The organism is Roseomonas populi, from assembly GCF_024594815.1.
Classification (GTDB): domain Bacteria; phylum Pseudomonadota; class Alphaproteobacteria; order Acetobacterales; family Acetobacteraceae; genus Roseomonas; species Roseomonas populi.
In genome coordinates this window covers 143865-164097 of record NZ_JANJOU010000002.1, presented here as the reverse complement: position 1 = coordinate 164097, position 20233 = coordinate 143865, and the positions used below count along the sequence as shown (strand labels likewise).

Below are 20233 nucleotides of genomic sequence, written 5' to 3'. Positions count from 1 at the left end.
CCTCACTGCCTCTCGATGCCGCCGGAGGCCGCCACGTCGCGCCAGCGCGCCGCCTCCTCCGTCAGCAGCTGCAAGAAAGCGGCCGGGGTGATGCCGCCCGGCTCGGAGCCGAGCTCGGCGATGAAGGCCTTCATGTCCGGCGCATCCAGGGCGCGGGCCATCTCCGCGTGAAGCCGCTGGATGATGGCGTCCGGTGTGCCCTTCGGCGCGGCAAGGCCCGACCAATTGATCACGCTGTAGCCGGGCAGCCCGGCCTCGGCGAAGGTCGGCAGGTCCGGCAGCGCGGAGACACGGTGGTTCCCGCTGATCGCGAGCGGACGGAGTTGGCCGCCGCGAATATTTCCAAGTGCCGAGCCCGGCGAGATCATCACCAAGTCCACATTGCCTGACAGCACGCCGATTACGGCCTCGCCCGCCCCGCGATAAGGCACGTGGTAGAGCTTCACCCCCGCCGCGCGCTCGAAGGCGAGGGTGGCGAAGTGCGGGGCGCTGCCGATCCCGCCCGTGCCGTAGGTCAGCTTCTCCGGATCCTTCTTCGCCGCGGCGATGAGGGAGGCGAGGTCGCGGTAGGGCGACTTCTCCCCTACGGCCAGCAGGATCGGCGAGAAGGCCGTGACGCTGATGGGCTGGAAGGCCGTGGCCTGATCGAAGGGAAGCCGGCTGAAGAGATAGGGCAGCATGGCGTAGGTGTTGTCCATCGCCAGCAGGGTGTAGCCGTCGGGCGCCGCCCGCGCGGCCTCTCCGGCGCCGATCGTGCCGGTGGCGCCGGACTTGTTCTCCACCACGAAGCTCTGGCCCATCGCCTCCGACAGCTTCTGGGCCACCCGGCGCGCCAGGGTGTCCACGGCGCCGCCCGGCGCCCAGGGCACGATCACCCGCACGGGTCGGGATGGATATTCCACTTGCGCCAGGGCCGGGCGGAGAGTTCCGGAAAAGGGAGCCACCAAGCCGGCCCCGAGGAGGGCACGGCGGGCGATGCGATGGGTATGGCGATTGAACACTTGCGCTTCCTCTTCCCGCTCGGCTATTTCGAAACGGCGTTGCGTTTTCTGCTGCCGTTCTGGCACCGGGGGCGCGGCGATGTCAACAAAACGGCGCGCAACGGCGCCGATTCCTGGGAGGACGGCCGTGGCGATCGGCTTCCGCATTCATCGGCGCACGCGGCAGGTGAACGCCGCCCTCATCGCGTGCTTCCGCGACCTTCCCGTCGCCAATGTCAGCGACGTCATGTCCCGCATGACGGCCGGCGGCGCGCGGCTGCGGCCGATGCAGGCCCCCGGCGCCATCCTCGCCGGCCCTGCCCTGACGGTGCGGACGCGCCCTGGCGACAACCTGATGATCCACAAGGCCATCGGCCTCTCGCAACCCGGCGACGTGATCGTGGTGGATGCGGGCGGGGACCTGACCAACGCCCTGATCGGCGAGCTGATGCTGGCGCAAATGGTGCAGCGCGGCCTCGCCGGCATCGTCATCAACGGCGCGATCCGCGACAGCGCGGCGATCCGCGCGCAGGACTTCCCGGTCTTCGCGGCCGGCGTGACGCATCGCGGCCCCTACAAGGACGGCCCGGGCGAGATCAACGTCCCGGTCGCCATCGACGGCATGGTGATCGCGCCGGGCGACCTCGTGCTCGGGGACGATGACGGCCTGCTCTGCGTGCCCTTCGACGAGGCGGAGGCGATCCATGCGGCCGCCGCCGCGAAGCACGCCGCGGAGGAGAAGCAGATGGCCAACATCGTTGCCGGAACCCACGACGCTTCCTGGGTGGACGCCGCGCTCCGCAAGCTGGGCTGCGAGGGGCTCGACTAGAGCCGCTCCGCGCGCACGCGCACCCCTCCGCCCCTGCCTTCCGAAACCCCTCTGGGGACTGCCTCATGTCCGACCTAGCCTCCCGCCCCAACGTCCTCGTCTCCGCCGCCTGGCTGGCCGCGGAGGCTGTCGCCATGCTGGAGGAGGCGGGCTACGCCGTCCGCTGCACCAGCGGCTACCCGAGCGAGGAGGAGCTTCTCGCCAACATCGGCGAGCACCGCCCGGTGGCCATCCTGCATCGGCAGGGCATCATCAACGGCACCGTCATGGATGCCGCGGCGCCCGGGCTCCGCGTCGTCGCACGCCACGGCGCCGGCATTGATGGGATCGACATCCCAGCGGCCCGCGCCCGGGGCCTCACCGTGACCCGCGCGGCCGGCGCGAACTCCCGCTCGGTCGCCGAGCACGCGATGGCGCTGATGCTCACCATGCTGAAGGACCTGCCCTCGGTGGTGGGCGGGATGCGCGAGGGGCTCTGGGAGAAGACCTCCCGCATGACCTGCGACATCGACGGCATGACGCTCGGCCTCGTCGGCTACGGCGCGATCGGCTCCAAGGTGGCGCGCATGGCCTCCGCCTTCGGTATGCGCGTCCTCGCCTACGACCCCTACCTGAGCGGGAGCGGCCTGCCCGGGCCGGGCGAGCGCGTTGTAACCCTGGCGGAACTCCTTCCCCGCTCCGAGGTACTCTCCCTCCACTGCCCGCTGGAGCCCGAGACGCGCGGGATGATCGGCGCGAAAGAGCTGGCGCTGCTGCCGAAGGGCGCCATCCTCGTCCACACCGCGCGCGGCGGCATCGTGGACCAGGACGCGCTTCTGGCGGCGCTCGATGCCGGGCAGCTGAGCTGGGCGGGGGTGGACGTCTTCTCCAAGGAGCCGCTGGAGCAGGACAGCCGCTTCCGCACCCATCCGCGCGTGGTGCCCACCCCGCATCTGGCCGCCAACACGCCGCGCGGCGCGACCGGCATGGCCTGCGGGGCGGCGGAGAGCATCATCGCGGTCCTCGCCGGGCGTCTGCCTGCGCTGGAGGGCGCGGTGGTCGTGCCGGGCGGGCTCCCAGCCGATCTCGTCCAGGCCGTCTGAGGGGCGAAGGGAGCAGTCCATGATCCCGCGCATCCCCGAGGCGCCTCCGCCGGAGGCGCTCACCCGCGCCTTCCTGGACGCGCTGCGGGCGGCCGGGTTCACGGGCGAGGTCTCGTCCGGCGACGCGGACCGGATGGTCTTCGCCACCGACAACTCCATCTACCGCGTCCCGCCCCAGGCTGTGCTCTTCCCGCGCGACACGGCGGACGTGGCGCGCGTGATGCGGCTGCTGGCCGAGGAGCGGTTCCGCGAGGTGGTGCTGGCGCCGCGCGGCGGAGGCACGGGAACGAACGGCCAGTCCCTGACGGCCGGGATGGTGCTCGACCTGTCGCGCCACATGGACCGCATCCTGGAGATCGACACGGCAGGCCGGCGCGTGCGCGTGCAGGCGGGCGTGGTGAAGGACCAGCTTAACGCCGCGCTCGCCCCGCACGGGATGTTCTTCGCTCCGGAGCTCTCCACCTCCAACCGCGCGACGGTCGGGGGCATGATCTCGACCGACGCCTCCGGCCAGGGATCCTGCCTCTACGGCAAGACGCGGGACCACGTACTGGAGCTCACAACGGTCCTGACCGACGGGACGGTGTGGGACTCCGCCCCGCTGGAGGAGGAGGCGCTGCGCGCCATCGGGCGCCGCACCGACCTCGTGGGCGCCATCCACCGCGCCGTGGACACCATCCAGCGCGAGCACGCGGCCGAGATCGAGGCGGGCTTCCCGAAGCTGAACCGCTGCCTGACCGGCTACGACTTGGCCCATATCCGGGACGAGAGGGGCCGCTTCAACCTGAACAGCGTGATCTGCGGCGCCGAGGGGACGCTAGGCGTGGTGACGGAAGCCACGCTGAACATCCTGCCCGTTCCGAAGCACGTCGCGCTGGTGAACCTGCGCTACGACAGCTTCGACGCCGCCCTGCGCGACGCGGGCGCGCTGATGGCCTTCGGCGCGGCATCCGTGGAGACGGTGGACAGCAAGGTCCTGGCCCTGGCGCAGAAGGACATTGTCTGGGAGAGCGTGCGGCCCTTCTTCCCCGAGGAGGCCGGGCGCCCAGCCCGCGGCGTGCTGCTGGTGGAGTTCGTCGGCGACGCGGAGGCGGCGGTGGAGGCCGCGCTGGGCCGCCTGACCACGATGCTGGACGCCGAGGGCTTCGACGGCCGCCGGCTGGGCTACACGGTGGCCCGCGGCGAGGCGTCGGTGGGCGCGGTCTGGGACATGCGCAAGCGCGCCGTCGGCCTGCTCGGCAACATGGCGGGCGAGCGGCGGCCCATTCCCTTCGTCGAGGACACCGCCGTCCCGCCGGAGCGCCTGGCCGACTACATCGCCGAGTTCCGCGCCCTGCTGGACGGGGCCGGACTGGACTACGGCATGTTCGGGCACGCGGATGCGGGCGTGCTGCACGTCCGACCGGCCATTGACATGAAGGATCCCGCGCAGGAGCGGCTGATCCGCGAGGTCTCCGACGGCGTGGCGGCGTTGACGCAGCGCTATGGCGGCCTGCTCTGGGGCGAGCACGGCAAGGGCGTGCGCTCCGAGTACTCGCCGCGCTTCTTCGGGCCGCTCTACCCGCTGGTGCAGGCCGTGAAGGCGGCCTTCGACCCGCGCAACCAGCTCAACCCCGGCAAGATCGCAACCCCGCCCGAGGGCGGCGCCCTGCTGCGGGTGGACGGCGTGCCGACGCGCGGGGCGGCCGACCGCATCATCCCCGAGGCGGTGCGCGCGCCCTACGACACGGCGATGCACTGCAACGGCAACGGCGCCTGCTTCAACTGGGACGCCGATGACGCGATGTGCCCTTCCTGGAAGGGAACGCGGGAGCGGCGGCACTCACCCAAGGGTCGGGCGATGCTGGTGCGGGAGTGGCTGCGCCGGTTGAGCGAGGCCGGGGTGGACCCTGTGGCCGAGGCTCGGGCCCTGCGCGCCTCCCCTCCCCTGCGCGGCTTCCTCGCACGCCTGCGGAACACCCTCGCGCGGCGTGGCGGCGAGGCCGACTTCTCCCACGGCGTGAAAGAAGCGATGGACGGCTGCCTCGCGTGCAAGTCCTGCACCGGCGGCTGCCCGATCAAGGTGGACGTGCCGGGGTTCCGGGCGAGGTTTTTGGAACTCTACCACGGCCGCTACCTGCGCCCGCTGCGCCACCACCTCGTCGCCGGGGTGGAGCGCGCCCTGCCGCGCGCGGCGCGATTTCCCCATCTCTACAACGCCGTCGTGGGCAGCGCCCCCGGCCGTGCCGCATTGCGCGCGATTGGGCTGGTGGACAGCCCGCCCGTGTCCGGCATCGACCTGGGCGCAGAACTCGCCGCCCGTGGCGTCGCCCTGGCAACGCCCGAGGCGCTGCGCGCCCTATCGGACGCCGAGCGCGACCACTCCGTGATCCTGGTCCAGGACGCCTTCACGAGCTTCAACGAAACCCGGCTCCTGCTCGACGTGCTGGATCTGATGCTGGCTCTCGGCGTACGCCCCTGGCTCGCGCCCTTCCGGCCGAACGGGAAGCCGCTCCACGTCCACGGCTTCCTCGGTGCCTTCGGTCGGGCCGCCGAGGCGAACGCGGCGATGCTGGGCGAACTGGCGGAAGCCGGCGTACCGCTGGTCGGGATCGATCCCTCGATGACGCTGACCTACCGGGCGGAGTACCGGGACGCCGGCGTGAAGGCCCCCGCCGTCCTGCTGCTCCAGGAATGGCTGGCGCAGCGGAAGGGCGACGCGCCGCGGGCGGCACCAGAGGCGTTTCGCCTTCTCCTGCACTGCACGGAGCGCACCAATGCGGCGGCCTCGCCGCGCGAGTGGCGGGCCGCCTTCGCCCGGCACGGGCTGGCGCTGGAGGTGGTCGCGGCGGGCTGCTGCGGGATGGCCGGCACCTACGGCCACGAGGCCGAGCACCGCGCCATGTCGGAGCACCTCTACGGCCTGAGCTGGAAGCGGCACGTGGCCGCGCGCGGGAGTCTCCTGGCCACCGGCTACTCCTGCCGCTCCCAAGCCAAGCGCCTGGACGGCGTCGCGCTCCGCCACCCCGCGCAGGCCCTGCTGGCCGCCATTCGCGAGGGAGCCGGCGAGGACAGGGCCCGGACGGCGCACGCCGCCTGAGAGCCTAACAGCTTCAACACGAGGAGGAACCGGACATGATGCGAGAGACAGGGCTGGGGCGACGTCGCCTTCTCACCATCGGGGCAGCGGCCGCCGCGGCCCCGCTCGCGCGCCCTGCCCTGGCGCAGCCCGCCTGGCCGGCCGGACGACCGATCGAGATCATCGTGGGCTTCGCCCCTGGCGGCGGCACGGATGTGATGCTGCGCGCCATGGCCCTGTTCATGGCCGCCGAGCTGCCCGGGGCCAACTTCGTCATCAACAACCGCCCCGGCGCGGGCGGCGAGACGGCCTACGCCGCGATCCAGGCCGCGCGGCCGGACGGCTACACCATCGGCGGGCTGAACACGCCAGGCTACCTCTCCGTGCCGGTGGAGCGCCGCGTGCGCTACGACCGCACGAAGATCCGCGCCATCGCTCGCCTGGTCGATGATCCCACCGCCTTCGTCGTGCACCGGGATTCACCCTATAAGACGCTCGCCGACCTCGTGGCCGACGCGAAGCGTCGCCCGGGCCAGATCAGCGTGGGTTCCTCGGGCGTCGGCACGGACGACCATCTCGGCCTCACTCTCTTCCAGGCAGCCACGGGCACGGAATTCATTCACGTGCCTTATGCCGGGGCCGGGCTGGTGAAGAACGCCGTGCTGTCCCGCACCATCGACGTGGCCGGGCTGAACCTCGGCGAGATCGGGATGCTCGGCCAGGAGAAGCCCCCGCTGCGGCCGCTGGCCGGCATGGGCGAGCACCGCTGGGACATGATGCCGGACGTGCCCACCTTCCGTGAGGCTGGCTACGACGTGATCATGACGAGCGAGCGCGGCATCGCCGCCCCGCGCGGCGTGCCGGACGAGATCGCCCTGCAGCTGCAGGAGGCGATCGCGCGCATCGTCGCCAAGCCCGAGTGGGCGGAGAAGGCGCGGCAGCTCGAGTTGCCCATGGCCTACCTTCCGGGCGCCGAGTGGGAGGCGCAGATGCCCGCCCAGGAAGCCCGCTACCGCCAGATCTGGGAGAAGACCCCGTGGCAGCAGTGACCTTACCCCGGCGGGCGCTTCTGCTCGCGGCTCCAGCCCTGGCCTTGCCCGGCCGCAGCGCGAGGGCGCAGGAGGGCAACTGGCCGGAAAGGCCGGTGCGCGTCATCCTGCCCTGGCCACCCGGGGGCACGGCCGACATCGTCGGGCGCCTCTTCTTCAACGCGCTGTCCCAAGGTACTGGCAAGCCCTTCGTGATCGAGAACCGGCCGGGCGCCACGGGCACGATCGGCGCGGCCGCCTTCGCGCAATCCGCACCGGACGGCTACACCGTGATGCACGGCTCGACCGGCCTCTCGGTTGAAGGCGCCCTGTTCAGCAACCTGCCCTACGACGCCGCGCGCGACTTCATCCCGGTGTTCCGCACCGTCACCGTGCCGCAGCTCGTTCTGGTGCCGGCAGCGATGCCGGTCCGCACGGCGGCGGAACTGGTCGCCTACGCGAAGGAGAAGCGCGGGATCAACGGCGCCTCCGCCGGCATCGGATCCATCCAGCACCTGTCGATGGAACTCTTCGCCCGGCAGACCGGCGCGCCGATCAACCACGTCCCCTATCGCGGCGGTGCGCCCATTTACACCGACCTGATGACGGGAACGGTCGATCTTTACTTCGGCAACGCCAACGCGCCGGTCGGCTTCGTGCGGGAGGGCAAGCTCCGCGCGCTGGCGCATACCGGCAAGGGGCGCCTCACCTCGCTACCCGAGGTCCCGCCGCTCTCGGACCTGCTGCCAGGCTTCGAAACCTACGAGTGGAACGGCGTCTTCCTGCCAAAGGGCACGCCGGCGGCGGTGGTGACGCGTCTGAACGCCCTGCTGAACGAGGCACTCGACCGGCCGGAGGTGGCCGAGAAGCTCCGCGCACAGGACCTCCAGGCGGAGCGCAACACGCCCGAGGAGTTCGCCGCCTTCTTCGCCGCCCAGAGCCGGCGCTGGCAGGGCTTCGTGCGCGAGGCCGGGATCCGGCTGGAGTAGCGGGGATGGCAGCACCGAGACACGCCTCGCCGCACCTTCCGGTGCGCGAGGACTGGCTGGCGCGGCGGCAGGAGGAGATCCTTGATCCCGGCCTGCCGATCGTGGACGCGCACCACCACCTGTGGGATCGGCCCGGTGCCCGCTACCTGCTGGACGAGCTTCTGCGCGACACGGGCAGCGGGCACGACATCCGGGCAACCGTCTATGTCCAGGCACGCTCCATGTACCGCGCCGAGGGACCCGATGAGCTACGCAGCCTCGGCGAGACGGAGTTCGCGAACGGGGCAGCGGCCCGCAGCGCCAGCGGCCTCTATGGCCCGATCCGCGCCTGCGCCGGGATCGTCGGCATGGTGGACCTAATGCTGGGCGACGGCGTCGCCCCGCTGCTGGAGCGACATATCCGCGCGGGCGGGGGCCGCTTCCGCGGCGTGCGGAACCAGACGGCCTGGCACGCCTCGCCGGAGATCAACAGCAACCCCGTGCCGCCCTGGCCGGGCCTGCTCTCCGAGCCCGCCTTCCGCCGCGGTGCCGCGCGGCTGGTGGAGCACGGGCTCTCGCTGGACGTCTGGGCCTACCACACGCAGCTGGACGAGGTACTCTCCGTCGCCCGCGCCCTGCCGGATCTCACCCTGGTGCTGGACCATTGCGGCGGCCCTCTCGGGGCTGGCCCCTACCAGGGGCGGCGCGCCGAAGTGCTGGCGGAATGGGGCGGCCGCATGCGCGCGCTCGCCGGTTGCTCGAACGTCGTCGTGAAGCTCGGCGGCCTCGGCATGGCCGTGAACGGCTTCGGCTTCGAGGATTGGGATCTGCCACCCTCTTCCGCGCAGCTCGCAGCCGCCTGGCAACCTTACCTGGAGACCTGCGTCGAGGCCTTCGGCGCGGCGCGTTGCATGTTTGAGAGCAACTTCCCCGTGGACAAGGGCAGCTACGGCTACGCCGTGCTCTGGAACACCTTCAAGCGCTTCGCCGGCGCGGCTTCGGCGGATGAGAAAGCCGCGCTGTTCAGCGGCACGGCGATCCGCACTTACCGACTGCCGCCTGCCCCGGCAGAGTGAGTGGAACGGTGAACGAGCTTCGAAGCCGGTTGTGGCCGCGGCAGCTTCCATTGGCAGCGTCCACCGTTCCATGTCCACTCTCGAGGGTGGAGCAGGCATCCCGCCGCCACCCCCCTACAGCCGCCTGCCTCTAAGCGCGGCAGTTGGCCGTACCTGCGGCCACAGCCGCCGGGTATGTTCGCGACGCCCTCTAGCCCGCCGCCCAGGCGGCGGGGCGCTTCGCCTTGAAGGCCGCGATGCCCTCGGCGGCCTCGGCCCCCGTCGAGCACCGGCTGAAGGCGCGGGCCCCGGCCTCGGCGTAGCCGGGCGGCGCGACCTCCCCCATCGCGGCCAGCAGCGCCTTCGTCTCGGCCAGGGCGCCCGGGGCGCCGGCGCGGATGTCGGCCAGGATCGTCTCCAGCAGCGCGTCCAGCGCGGCCGCGTCCGGCGCGACCTCGTGCACCAGCCCGGCCCGCGCCGCGGCGCCAGCGTCGATCGGGGCGCCCTGTAGGACGAGGCGCGCGGCGGCGCTGCGCCCCATGCGGCGCACGAGCCAGGGGAGGATTTGCGCCGCCACCAGCCCGCGCCGCGCCTCCGGCGCCGCGAAGCGCGCCCCTTCCGCCGCGATGGCGATGTCGGCGGCGCAGACCAGGCCGAGCCCGCCCGCGAAGGCGGAGCCCTCGACCCGGGCGATCACCACCTGCGGCAGGGCGGCAATGGCCGCGAAGCGCTCCCCGGTGCGGCGGTTGCGTTCAAGGGCAGCCGCCAGGCGCTCCTCGGGCGTCGCGCCGGCACCGCCGGCCTCGTCCAGGTCCAGCCCCGCGCAGAAGTGCCCGCCCGCACCGGTGATCACCAGCACCCGCGCGGTGCGGTCATTCTTCAACTCCGCCAGCAGCGCGTCGAAGCGCTCCACCAGCTCGCGGCTCATGGCGTTGCGGCGCGCGGGGCGGTTCAGGGTGGCGCGCACGACGCCACCTTCCCGCGTGACGAGGAGCGGCGCTTCGGTGACGGTGTCAGGCATGGGCGGTCTCCCCGATGCGGATGGCACGCGAGTAGAGGGTGCGGCCGAGAAGCCGCTCCGCCTCGCGCCCCGCGGCGCGCAGCCGGTCCAGGTCCAGCCCAGTGTCCACTCCCATCGCCGCGAAGAGCGTCGCGAGGTCCTCCGTGCAGACATTACCCGTGAAGCCCTCGCCATAGGCGATGCCGGAGGGGTGCCCGCCCGTGCCGCCGAGTGCGGTGTCGAAGTGGCGCAGCCCCGCCTCCAGCGCGGCGACGCAGTTGGCGACGCCCGTGCCGCGGCTGTCGTGGAAGTGGGCGATGAAGGTCGCCTCCGGCAGCGCGTCCCGCAGCAGCGCGACCAGGGCGCGCACGCGGGGCGGCGTGGCGCTGCCGATGGTATCCCCGATCGAGATCCGCGTGACCCCGAGCGAAACGAAGCGCTGCGCATCCTCCAGCACCCGCTCCGGAGGGATGGGCCCGTCGAAGGGGCAGTCGAAGGCCACGGAGATCGAGCCGACGAGGGTGAAGTCGCGCCCGGCGAGGGCTGCCATCTCCGCCACGTTCGCCCACTGCTCCTCGCGCGAGCGGCGGAGGTTTTTCTGCGTGTGCCCCTCGGACGCGGAAACCAGGAAGCTGATCTCCTCCGGGCCCCGCCCCGCCGCGCGCGCCGCCTGCGCGCGCCGCACCGCGGCGGGGTTGGGGCAGGTGGCCTTGAACAGCACGCCCGGGCGCGGGCGCACGGCGGCCAGCACGGCCTCGGCGTCCGCGAATTGCGGGATGTACTTCGGGTGCGCGAAGGAGGTGATCTCGATGCGCCGGAAGCCGCAATCGGCGATCCGGTTCAGCATCGCCACCTTCGCCTCCACCGGCACGACGGCGGATTCGTGCTGCAGCCCGTCGCGGCAGAAGCACTCGGAGAAGATCACGTCGGGCACGTCCGTCACGGCACCAAAATCTCCTTCAGGATGTCGATCGCGGCGTAGGGGGTGGGCGCAACCCGCGCGCCGCCCTCGCGCAGGGCGGCGAGCTTGCTGGCGGCGCTCTCGCGCTCGGCGCCGATGAGCGCGCCGGCATGGCCCATCTGCCGGTCCGCAGGGGCGTGGCGGCCGACGATCGTGGCCACCACGGGCTTTGAGAAGGCGGCGATCGCCTCGGCCAGGGCGTACTCCTTGTCCCCGCCGATCTCGCCGCAGTAGAGCACCGCGGCCGTGCCGGGATCGTCGGCCAGCGCCGCTAGCCATTCGTGCGGGTTACGGCCGATCACGGTGTCGCCACCCATGTGGATGACGGCACGCTGCCCGATCCCGGCGCGGGTCATCAGGCGGGATGTCGCCAGCGTCAGCGTTCCGCTGCGCCCCAGCATGGCTACCCGTCCCGGCGCGCAGAAGGCCGGGGAGACGGAGCCGAGCAGCAGCCCGCCCTCCCCCTCGCCCGGCACGCAGAGGCCCAGCGTGTTCGGCCCCAGCAGCCAGCTGCCGGCCTCCCGCGCGGCCCGGGCCGCCCGCAGCGCGTCATGGACGGGCACGTACTCCGCGGCCGCGACGATGGTGGCGATGCCGGCCGCGGCACATTGCCGCACCGCGCCCAGCGTGCCCTCGGGCGGCGTGTAGAGCACCGCGGCATCCGCCGGGGCGTCCAGATCCGCCAGGGAGTCGAGGAGCGGCAGCCCGTCGAGCGTCTCCCCGCCGCGGCCGAGCGCGATCCCGGCGACGACCGGGGTGCCCGCCGCTTGCATCTCCGCCACCTGGCGGGCGGCGTAGCGGCCGGTGGGGTTGAACACCACCACGCGCCGGGGGCGGGAGGAGAGGAAGGGCAGCACGGCTCAGTTCCCGCCTTGCCCGAAATCCGCGGCAATGGCCCGAACCAGCGTCAGCGGGTCATCATGAAGCATGGCGACGCCGGCCGCGCGCAGCCGGTCCCCGGCCGCCGCCGCGTCGAAGCCGCGGCTCGCCGATGGCGCAGCCGCGAAGCCGACGTAGAGCGGCCTCGGCGCCGGGCGCCGCGCCAGGAAGGAGAGCAGGGTCTCGATCCGCTCCCCTACCGGCCGGGAGGCGAGGGTGGCGTAGAAGAGGATCGCCTTGATGCCCGGACGTTCCGCCAGGTCGAAGGCGGCCTCCAGCCGGGCCTCTGTCGTCTCCGCAGGCCCGCCCCGGGCGTTGTCCATGAAGGAGGCGGCGGAGAGGCCATGGTCCGCCAGCAGATCCGTCAGGAACATGCCGAGCCCCGCGCCTGCGCTGACGAGGGCCACGTCGCCCGGCATTTCCACCAGGGTGAAGCCCGCCGACTGCGCGCGGCGTTCCAACGGACTGAGCGAGGCAGTTTCCAGCGCATTGCTGGCCCGGGTAGCCGCGGCGTCGTGGCGGCCCGCCGCGGCATCGTCGCGAACCATCTTAGCGTCCAGCGCGACCAGCCGCCCCCCGGCCAGCTCGGCCAGCGGATTGATCTCCAGCAGCGTCAGGTCCTCGACCTCCATCACCCGGAGGAGGCGCACAGCTTCCCGCGCCACGCGCGCCGAGAGCGCGGGCGGCAGCACGACCTTCAGGGCCGCATGGACCTGCTCGGCCAGTCGGAGGCCGCCAGGGTCCAGCACGAGGCGGATTGGCGCGTCGCCCTCCTCCACGGCCACTCCGCCGGCCGCCGAGAAGAGGAGTTCGATGCCTTGGCTGGTGCCGTCCACCCGGAGCGCCAGAAACATCTCCCGGACCGGCGCGACGGCCTCTTCCAGCAGGAACCCCGCACCTTCCAGAGCCGGCCCGAGGATCGAGCGCATGGCAGTACGCGCCGCGGCCACATCGCCCGGGCCAACGCGGCGAACCAGGCCGCGTCGCCCGCGCCCGCCCTCCAGGATCTGGGCCTTGAGCACCATGCCGTCCCAGGCTTCAGCGCCCGCGGGAAGCTCGCCCTCGGGCAGCATGACGCCACGGGGAACCGCGATGCCATGCCGTGCGAGCAACTCCTTGCCCTCGGCCTCGATCAGCCTCATTGCCCGTGTCGCCTCCCGCCGCCGACCGCGGCAATCCAGGATCGCGCCCGGAATTCGTTGACTTCGTAAACTATGTGCCGGCGGAGTCAACCTCGACCACACGGGGCCGAGCCTGTATCCAGGGTCGCCGATTCTGATAGACTAATTATTCCGACATTCGGAGACACCGTGTTGCCGGGCAGATCCGCCAGCCCTCTCGGGGCTTCACAGGACAAGACCATCAAGGATCTGTTGTCGTACCGCATCCACCGCTTGGCCAATACTCTCAGCCAGGGTGCGGCGCGTCGTTACAAAGTCGAGTTCGACGTGAGCCTCATGGAGTGGCGCATGCTCGCCCTCCTCGGTGATTTCGCCCCGATGACGCTGAAGCAGCTGGCGCTCGAAAGCGGTCTGGACAAGAGCCTGGCGAGCCGCGCGATCAGCGGGCTGGTCGAGCGCCGCCTGGTCCTGCGTACCCCGGGCACCAACGACGCGCGGGAGGTGAGCCTTCGCCTCTCGGCAAGCGGCCGTCGCGTCTATGAGGGCCTCATGCGGTCAGCCCGGGCCCGCGACGCGGCCTTCAATGCCGCGCTCAGCCCGGCGGAGATCGCTGCGCTGGACTCGTTGCTCGAGAAGCTCATGCGGGTCGCGCGCCAGCAGGCGCAACCCGAAGCCTGGGAAACGGGGCAGGACAAGGCTCGGCCGGCCCGGGCCGCGAAAGTCGCGCCAGAGGTCGAATGAGGCGCGTCGTTCCGGAGAACGGCGCTCGGGTTTGAGTTCCGCCAGCCGGGTCGTCTCGTACTGGCAAGAGCGCACTTAGCCGGCCTGGCTCAACTGAGCGGTTTCCGCCTGGCCAGCACCGGCGCGTCGCGCCCCCTTCATCGTCCGCGCGCCCCGGATAAGGTCGATCAGCTCCTGCGGGTCTGCCGGCAGCCGGTCGCCGCGCCACGCGACGTGCTGGTCCGGGCGGGAGAGCACGAGGTGCTGCGCGTAGGCGGTCTCCCCCTCCCCCCCTTCGAGGTCGAGTACCGAGAGGGGTAGGCCACGGCGTTCCGCGGCCCGGAGCAGCGGCGCCACGTCCAGCGTCGGGTCCGTCCGGATCAGGGTGAAGCCCGGCCCGAGGCGATCGTAGAGCGATCGACCTTCCCTGTCCCACAGATGGGGCGTGCGGCAGCCCGGTACCGTGGAGGGGGTGAAGCCCGCCATGCTGTAGGCGGGCGGCGTCTCGCCGTCATAGGCGATGATCGGCGACGCGTCGTAGAACGTGCCGAAGTTCAGCCCGCCGCAGCAGTACTGGTTGACGTTCAGCTCGTAGGCCTCTTGGCCGAGGCGACGCCGCGCGGCCTCGCCCTCCGGCCCCGGCGCCTCGATGTCGCCCGGCACGCCGCCGCGCTGCTTCGTCAGGGCGATGGCGTGTTCCATGGCGAAGCGGGAGACCTGGTCGGTGATCGGCAGGCGCTCGGCCTCGTAGGCGTCGAGGATGGCGGGCTCCGCCCAGCCCGAGAGCACGCCCGCCAGCATCCAGGACAGATTCGTCGCATCCGCGATGCCGGCATTCATGCCGTAGCCCGCCATAGGCACCCAGATGTGCGCGGCATCGCCGCAGATGAAGACACGGCGGTCGCGGAAGCGGTCCGCGACCAGGCGGCGGCCGATCCAGTCCTCCTTGCTGATCACATCATACTGGAAGTCCTCCCCGACGCCGAGGATGAGGCGGATGCAGCGGTCGCGGTCCACGGCCTCGAAGTCTGTCTCCTCGGCCCGCAGATAGTTGTGGATCAGCCAGGTCTCGCGCCCGTCGATCGCGTACATGTTGCCGCTGCGACGAGGGTTGAGGGAGAAAGTCGCCCAGGCCGGGCCGGCGGGCATGCGCGCCAGGAGGTCGGGGGCGCGGATGAAGGTGGATTGCACGCGCTGCACCACCGGGTCTCCGCGGAACGTCGCCCCAATCGCCTTGCGCGTGGAGGAGGCGCCGCCGTCGCAGCCGACAAGGTAGTCGCAGGAGATCTCAAGCGGCTCGCCACCGTCCAGCCGCTCGGCCCGCGCGACCACCCCGACCTCGGACTGTTCGAAACCCGTCACGCGCGCACGGTTGATGATCCGCAGCGTCGGCATGGCCTGGGCATGCCGGAAGAGGATCGGCTCCAGGTAGATCTGGTTGATCCGGTGCGGCGGCTCAGGTGTCGGCCAATGTGTGTCCGGCCCGGTCTTCGCCGTGTAGCGGTCGCGCCGGCAGGGAATGGGGATGCGGGACAGCTCCTCCCCCGTCGCGGTGATGCGGTAGGCGACATCGTTCGGGAAGTCGGCGGGGAGACCCGCGTCGCGCAGTGCCGCGGCCACGCCGAGACGGCGGAAGATCTCCATGGAGCGCGCGGAGACGTGGTTGCACTTCACGCTCGGCGGCTCCCCCTCGGCCCGCGTCTCCACGACCGTGACCTCGACGCCGCGCCAGGCGAGGTCCATGGCCAGGACAAGGCCGACAGGCCCCGCGCCGATCACCAGCACGCCCGTCCGGATCTGCTCAGCCATGGCGACCTCCCGCTTCCCTGCCCCAGCCTGGGCGCAGATACGGTTCTAGGTGATGGCGCCTTTGAGGATTATCGAATAATCATAGATCATTCGTGAGGAAATCTCGTGAACCCCACGCTGCGGCAACTTGAGGCGTTCGTGCTGTGCGCCCGTCAGGGAAGCCTCACGGCCGCGGCGGAGCGCATGGGCCTGACCCCATCCGCCATAAGCCTCCTGCTCCGGCAGCTTGAGGCGGAGCTGGGGCTGCGGCTGCTCGACCGAACGACGCGCCGGCTTCAGCTGACCGAGGCAGGAAGGGACGCCCTGGAAGGCGCCGAGCGCGTGCTGCAGGAGAGAGGCCGCCTTCTCGCGGGCGTGCAGGGACTGGCGGCGCGGCGGGGCGGGCAGCTCGTGATCGCGGCCTCCGCCGCCATCGCCGCCGTCATGCTCCCCGGCATGATGCGCGTGTTCGTCGAGCGCCATCCAGGCATCCGCCTGGTCCTCCGCGACGTCTCCCCGGACCGGGTCGTCCCGATGGTGGAGGAGGGCATCGCGGAGATCGGGATGGGCACGGTGGGCGAGGTCCCGACGGGGATCCGCACCGAGACGCTCCTGAGCGACCAGATCAGCGCCATCTGTCGCGGCGACGCGCCCCTTGCCGCGCGGCCTCGGCTCTCATGGGCCGAGGCGCTGGCCGAGCCGTGCATCTCCGTCGTGCCCGGCAACCCGATCCGCACCCTGATCGACGAGACGCTGGCAGCTCAGGGCCGCTCGCTGGAGCCGGCCTGGGAGGTGTCCTTCTTCGCCACCGCACTCTCCCTCACGGCGGCCGGCTTCGGCATCGCCCTGCTGCCGGGCTACCTGGTCGGGCAATCGCCGGCCATGGGGCTGGTGGCGCTGCCGCTGGAGGAGCCCAGGGTCCGGCGGGACGTGGCGTTGATCTCGCGCGCGGGACGCAGCCTCTCGCCGGCTGCGTCGGCCTTCATGACGGTCGCCCGGCAGTCCGTTCCGGCCCGGCGGTAAGGGGCCGCCCACCGCAACCGTTGCTCCCTCATCGACCCTGATACCCGGCCTGGATGATTGCGCTGGCACCTGGGCCGTGGGACCCATGCCCGTCGTACCAAGGCCCGGTTCAAAAGGGCCCGCCAGGAATGAGGGGAACGCCATTGTCGTCGCGCCAAGTCGATCTGCGGGCGGTTGGCAGGGATGTGCAGTCGCACCTGGGAAGTGAACGGCCGTCGGGCGCCAAGCGTCTCCTGCTGCTCGTGTCGCTCGCCCACCTTGTCAGCCACGTCTACATCCTTGCCCTCCCACCTCTCTTTCCCTTCCTCCGCGACAGGCTGCAGGTCGGCTTCGTCGAACTCGGCCTGGCCCTGACGGTCTTCAACGTCGTCTCGGCCGTGGCCCAGGCGCCGATCGGCTTCCTGGTGGACCGGATCGGCGCCCGGCGCGTGCTGGCGGCCGGCCTCGGCCTGGGTGGGCTGGCCCTGCTGTCCATCGGGCTGGTCGGAACCTACGCTTGGCTGCTCGTCGGGGCGGCGTTGGCGGGGCTCGCCAACGGTGCCTTCCATCCCGCGGACTATGCCCTGCTCTCGGCCGGCATTCCCAAGGCGCAGATGGGCCGGGCCTTCTCCCTGCATACCTTCGCAGGCTACCTCGGCACGGCCATCGCCCCCGCGGTCCTGATCGGCCTCGCCCTCCTCGGCGGGCCCGGCCTGGCGCTCGGCGTGGTGGGCCTCGCAGGCGTGCTGCTGGTGGCCTTCATCCTGCCGATGCGCGTGCCCGCGGCGCAGGGCCCCGCCGATGCCGGGAAGCAGCCGGCCGACGGCGGAAGCCCGACCGGCGGGACGATCTTCACGCCTGCCATCATCTCGCTGACCGTGTTCTTCGCGCTGCTCAGCTTCTCGAACGGGGCCATCCAGAACTTCTCGGTCGCCGCCCTGGTCAGCGGCTATGGGATCACCCTCACCCAGGCCAATGCCGCCCTGACGGCCTTCTTGATGCTGAGCGCCTTCGGCGTCCTGGTCGGCGGCTTCCTTGCGGACCGGACACGTCGGCACGGCGATGTCGCGGCGGCCGCCTTCGCGCTGACCGCGCTGCTGACCCTGCTCGTCGCCGTCGGGGACCTCGGGGCCCTGGCGCTGACGCTCGCCCTCGGCGCTGCGGGGTTTCTATCCGGCGTCATCGCCCCGTCGCGGGACATGATGGTGCAGGCCGCAGCACCGCCCGGGGGATCGGGGCGGGCCTTCGGGATCGTCTCCACCGGCTTCAATGTCGGCGGGGCCGCCGGCCCGTTGCTGTTCGGCTGGATCCTGGACCACGGGGAGCCGCGCTGGATCTTCGGTGCCGCCGTAGGCTTCATGCTGCTCACGGTGTTAATGGCCCTGCGCGACCGGTGGGCGGCCGGCAAGGGAGCAGCGCCCGCAGCGCCAACCCGGTAGCTGGCGCGCCGCGGCTCCCTCGGGCCGCGGCACCCAGGTTCTCCTGAGCGGCCGCCCGGCTCTCTCGCGGGCGGCGCCATTCTCCCCGGCCCTGAGCGCAGGGTGACGGTTGTCTTCGATGCCCGGCCCGGCGTCAGCGGCCTTCGGGTTCAGCGTTGCTTTCCGGCTGGTAGCCGAGGGCCGCGGAGGCGCTCTCGCCCGCCGCGCGAAGGGCTTCGGCGGCCGGTCCGTCGGGTGATGTGTCCAGGTGCCCGGCCGCGCCCAGCGTCGTCATCGCGCCCGCTATCTCGCCCAGGTGGTCGAAGACCGGAACGGAAATCGCGGCGAAGCCCGCGTTGAGTAGGCCGTCCGTCATCGCCATCCGGTCCGCCCGGACCCGGTCCACGGTTTCCCCGAGCCGTTCGCGCGCCCCGGCATCGGCCTCGTCCAGGAAGGCCAGGAAAATCCGCCCGGAAGCGGAGCGCTCCAGCGGCAGCATGGTGCCGATCCGGATAGAGAGCGAGCCGCCCCGCGTCCCATCCAGGCGCGACACGATGACGGGCGCCTGCCCCGCCCAGACCGAGAGGTGCACGGCCTCCCCCGTCCCGTCCCGGAAGCGGCGCATCGCGGGAAGCGCGGCGTCGCGCACCTCCAACCGGCCGAGCGCCGCGAGGCCGAGGGACAGGGCCCGGGGCCCAAGATCGTAGCGCCCCCCTTCCCCGTCCTGGGCAACGAGCCCTACGGCCCGCAGGCTGGCGAGATAGGCGTGCGCGCGGCTGGGCGGCATGCCCGCCGCGGCGGCGAGCTCCTTCAGGGAAAGCGGGCCCGGTGCGGCCTCCAGCGCCTCGATCAGCCGGAAGCCGATGACGACCGACTGAATGGAGCGTTGCTCCGGAGCTGTGTCAGCCTCGGGATCCAGCCGGGTGGCGGGTTGTCGCGTCATCCCCGAACTAAGCGGCCGGCCGGTGCCCACCGTCAAACGACGCCCCCTCGCCCGGTTCGGTCAGACCGCAACCTCGTCCACCCTGTAGCGGAAAAGCCAGTCGTACCGTTCCCGCACGCGGTCCTCCGCCCATTCGCGGTCCACATAGGCCTGGGCGCCGGCGGCTTCCGCCAGGGCAGGGTTGTGGAAGCGGGCGGCGTTCTCGGCGGAGGCGACGACCATGCGGTTGGTTCGCTCGCGCCGCGCTTCCTCGTAGCGCAGCAGGGCGGCGGGAATGTCGCCCGGCCGCGCCTCCAGCGCCCGGCCGAGCACGAAGCCGTCCTCGATCGCCTGCACGGCGCCCTGCGCCATCATGGGCAGGGTGGGGTGGCAGGCGTCGCCGAGGAGCGTGACGCGGCCCTCGGTCCAGCGCTCCAGCGGCGGGCGCAGCATGAGCGCCCATTTGTAGGGCACCTCGATCGCGCGGATCATGGCGTGCACGTCCTCGTGCCAGCCGGCGAAGTCAGCGGCCAACTCTTCCGTCGTGCCGCGTTCCGTCCAGGATTCCACCTGCCAGTCGCTCCGCTCGACGATGCCGACGAAGTTCATCAGCTCCCCGTGATGCAGGGGGTAATGCACCACGTGGCGCCCCGGCCCGATCCAGTTCGTCGCGACGGTGCGGCGCATATGGGCCGGCAGGGCGGCCATGGGGATCACGCCGCGCCAGGCCAGCATGCCGGAGAAGCGGGCGCGGTCCTCCCCGAACAGGCCGTGGCGAATGCGGGAGTGGATGCCGTCCGCGCCGATCAGCGCATCGCCCCGCACCTCGCTGCCGTCGGCCAGGTGCAGGGTCACGCTGTCCGCGTCCTGGGCGAAGCCGACGACGCGGGCGCCGAGGCGGATCGCGTCCGGGCTGGCCCGGCGCACCGCTTCCGCCAGCGCGCCGTGCAGGTCCGGGCGGTAGACCGTGTAGTAGGGATGGCCGTAGCGGGCGACGGATTCCGCCCCGAGGTCGAAGAGCTTCCAGGTCTGTCCGGAGCTCCAGAGCCGGATCTCCTTGCCGCTGGCCGTGCAAGCCTCCCGCTCGACTGCCTGCCCGACACCGAGGGCGTGCAGGGCGCGGGAGCCGTTGGCGCTGATCTGAACCCCCGCCCCCACCTCGCGCAGCTCGGCCGCCTGCTCGAGGACCTGCACCTCGAAGCCGCGCTGGAGGAGCGCGAGCGCCGCCGCGAGACCGCCCAGGCCACCGCCCGCGATCAGGATCTGCCGCCCATTCCCCGATATCGTCATCTTCCCGGCACCCGCTTCAAGCCAGTCGCATTCAGCAAATGCGAACTCTCTTCGTCAATATCAAATCCGGCTTGCCACTGCCCCGTATCTGGGGAAGATCGGGGCAAGAACTGCGACGGGTTGGAGGAGGAA

At 71.8% G+C, this 20233-nt stretch carries 17 protein-coding genes; 9 read left to right on the top strand and 8 right to left on the bottom strand.

What is annotated here, in order from left to right:
* Positions 1–2: 2 nt before the first annotated feature.
* Positions 3–1001 carry a Bug family tripartite tricarboxylate transporter substrate binding protein gene (locus NRP21_RS03765; protein WP_257714842.1) on the bottom strand — a complete coding sequence of 333 codons (999 nt, stop codon included), beginning with the start codon at positions 999–1001 and terminating at the stop codon, positions 3–5.
* 127 nt (positions 1002–1128) lie between these two features.
* Here NRP21_RS03765 and NRP21_RS03760 point away from each other — a divergent pair, with 127 nt between their 5' ends.
* The 6 genes from NRP21_RS03760 (at position 1129) to NRP21_RS03735 (ending at position 9021) form a co-directional block, all read left to right on the top strand.
* Positions 1129–1809: an RraA family protein gene (locus NRP21_RS03760; RefSeq protein ID WP_257714841.1), complete on the top strand. Its 681-nt coding sequence runs from the start codon at positions 1129–1131 to the stop codon at positions 1807–1809.
* A gap of 65 nt (positions 1810–1874) precedes the next feature.
* Entirely contained in the window at positions 1875–2891 is a 1017-nt protein-coding gene (locus tag NRP21_RS03755) for a hydroxyacid dehydrogenase (RefSeq protein WP_257714840.1), read from the top strand.
* A 19-nt stretch (positions 2892–2910) separates the two neighbouring features.
* Positions 2911–5970, top strand: a complete 3060-nt coding sequence (gene ydiJ, locus NRP21_RS03750) for a D-2-hydroxyglutarate dehydrogenase YdiJ (RefSeq protein WP_257714839.1) — start codon at positions 2911–2913, stop codon at positions 5968–5970.
* A 35-nt stretch (positions 5971–6005) separates the two neighbouring features.
* Complete coding sequence (locus NRP21_RS03745; protein WP_257714838.1) at positions 6006–6998, top strand: tripartite tricarboxylate transporter substrate binding protein; 993 nt, start codon at positions 6006–6008, stop codon at positions 6996–6998.
* A complete protein-coding gene (locus tag NRP21_RS03740; protein WP_257714837.1) occupies positions 6986–7966 on the top strand; it encodes a Bug family tripartite tricarboxylate transporter substrate binding protein in 981 nt (326 codons plus the stop codon). The genes NRP21_RS03745 and NRP21_RS03740 overlap by 13 nt, the downstream gene beginning before the upstream one ends.
* Positions 7967–7971: 5 nt before the next feature.
* On the top strand, positions 7972–9021 hold the full coding sequence (locus NRP21_RS03735; protein WP_257714836.1) for an amidohydrolase family protein: 1050 nt from the start codon (positions 7972–7974) through the stop codon (positions 9019–9021).
* A gap of 190 nt (positions 9022–9211) precedes the next feature.
* Here the strand turns inward: NRP21_RS03735 and NRP21_RS03730 are convergent, their stop codons facing one another.
* The 4 genes from NRP21_RS03730 to NRP21_RS03715 are packed head-to-tail and all read right to left on the bottom strand — an operon-like array spanning position 9212 to position 12982.
* Positions 9212–10021, bottom strand: coding sequence for an enoyl-CoA hydratase/isomerase family protein (locus NRP21_RS03730; RefSeq protein ID WP_257714835.1), 810 nt, complete (start codon positions 10019–10021; stop codon positions 9212–9214).
* Complete coding sequence (locus NRP21_RS03725) at positions 10014–10943, bottom strand: hydroxymethylglutaryl-CoA lyase (protein WP_257714834.1); 930 nt, start codon at positions 10941–10943, stop codon at positions 10014–10016. The genes NRP21_RS03730 and NRP21_RS03725 overlap by 8 nt, the downstream gene beginning before the upstream one ends.
* Complete coding sequence (locus NRP21_RS03720; RefSeq protein ID WP_257714833.1) at positions 10940–11818, bottom strand: CoA-binding protein; 879 nt, start codon at positions 11816–11818, stop codon at positions 10940–10942. The genes NRP21_RS03725 and NRP21_RS03720 overlap by 4 nt, the downstream gene beginning before the upstream one ends.
* A 3-nt stretch (positions 11819–11821) precedes the next feature.
* The gene (locus tag NRP21_RS03715) at positions 11822–12982 is read right to left on the bottom strand and encodes an ATP-grasp domain-containing protein (protein ID WP_257714832.1); all 1161 of its coding nucleotides are present in this window, start codon (positions 12980–12982) and stop codon (positions 11822–11824) included.
* A 231-nt stretch (positions 12983–13213) separates the two neighbouring features.
* On the opposite strand from NRP21_RS03715, the gene NRP21_RS03710 reads away from it, so the two are divergent.
* Positions 13214–13702, top strand: coding sequence for a MarR family winged helix-turn-helix transcriptional regulator (locus NRP21_RS03710; RefSeq protein WP_257714831.1), 489 nt, complete (start codon positions 13214–13216; stop codon positions 13700–13702).
* A 75-nt stretch (positions 13703–13777) separates the two neighbouring features.
* On the opposite strand, the gene NRP21_RS03705 is transcribed toward NRP21_RS03710, so the two are convergent.
* A complete protein-coding gene (locus NRP21_RS03705; RefSeq protein ID WP_257714830.1) occupies positions 13778–15490 on the bottom strand; it encodes an FAD-dependent oxidoreductase in 1713 nt (570 codons plus the stop codon).
* 105 nt (positions 15491–15595) lie between these two features.
* On the opposite strand from NRP21_RS03705, the gene NRP21_RS03700 reads away from it, so the two are divergent.
* Entirely contained in the window at positions 15596–16492 is an 897-nt protein-coding gene (locus NRP21_RS03700) for a LysR family transcriptional regulator (RefSeq protein ID WP_257714829.1), read from the top strand.
* Positions 16493–16635: 143 nt separating this feature from the next.
* Complete coding sequence (locus tag NRP21_RS03695; RefSeq protein ID WP_257714828.1) at positions 16636–17910, top strand: MFS transporter; 1275 nt, start codon at positions 16636–16638, stop codon at positions 17908–17910.
* Positions 17911–18043: 133 nt separating this feature from the next.
* Here the strand turns inward: NRP21_RS03695 and NRP21_RS03690 are convergent, their stop codons facing one another.
* A complete protein-coding gene (locus NRP21_RS03690; protein ID WP_257714827.1) occupies positions 18044–18832 on the bottom strand; it encodes an IclR family transcriptional regulator in 789 nt (262 codons plus the stop codon).
* Between the two features lie 60 nt (positions 18833–18892).
* Complete coding sequence (locus NRP21_RS03685; protein WP_257714826.1) at positions 18893–20101, bottom strand: FAD-dependent monooxygenase; 1209 nt, start codon at positions 20099–20101, stop codon at positions 18893–18895.
* Positions 20102–20233: the final 132 nt, after the last annotated feature.

Bases quoted from the DNA above. Each gene is read 5' to 3' on its own strand.
- NRP21_RS03735 (WP_257714836.1), top strand. From the start codon at position 7,972: ATGGCAGCACCGAGACACGCCTCGCCGCACCTTCCGGTGCGCGAGGAC.
- NRP21_RS03745 (WP_257714838.1), top strand. From the start codon at position 6,006: ATGATGCGAGAGACAGGGCTGGGGCGACGTCGCCTTCTCACCATCGGG.
- NRP21_RS03690 (WP_257714827.1), bottom strand. From the start codon at position 18,832: ATGACGCGACAACCCGCCACCCGGCTGGATCCCGAGGCTGACACAGCT.
- ydiJ (WP_257714839.1), top strand. From the start codon at position 2,911: ATGATCCCGCGCATCCCCGAGGCGCCTCCGCCGGAGGCGCTCACCCGC.
- NRP21_RS03755 (WP_257714840.1), top strand. From the start codon at position 1,875: ATGTCCGACCTAGCCTCCCGCCCCAACGTCCTCGTCTCCGCCGCCTGG.
- NRP21_RS03705 (WP_257714830.1), bottom strand. From the start codon at position 15,490: ATGGCTGAGCAGATCCGGACGGGCGTGCTGGTGATCGGCGCGGGGCCT.
- NRP21_RS03685 (WP_257714826.1), bottom strand. From the start codon at position 20,101: ATGACGATATCGGGGAATGGGCGGCAGATCCTGATCGCGGGCGGTGGC.
- NRP21_RS03730 (WP_257714835.1), bottom strand. From the start codon at position 10,021: ATGCCTGACACCGTCACCGAAGCGCCGCTCCTCGTCACGCGGGAAGGT.
- NRP21_RS03715 (WP_257714832.1), bottom strand. From the start codon at position 12,982: ATGAGGCTGATCGAGGCCGAGGGCAAGGAGTTGCTCGCACGGCATGGC.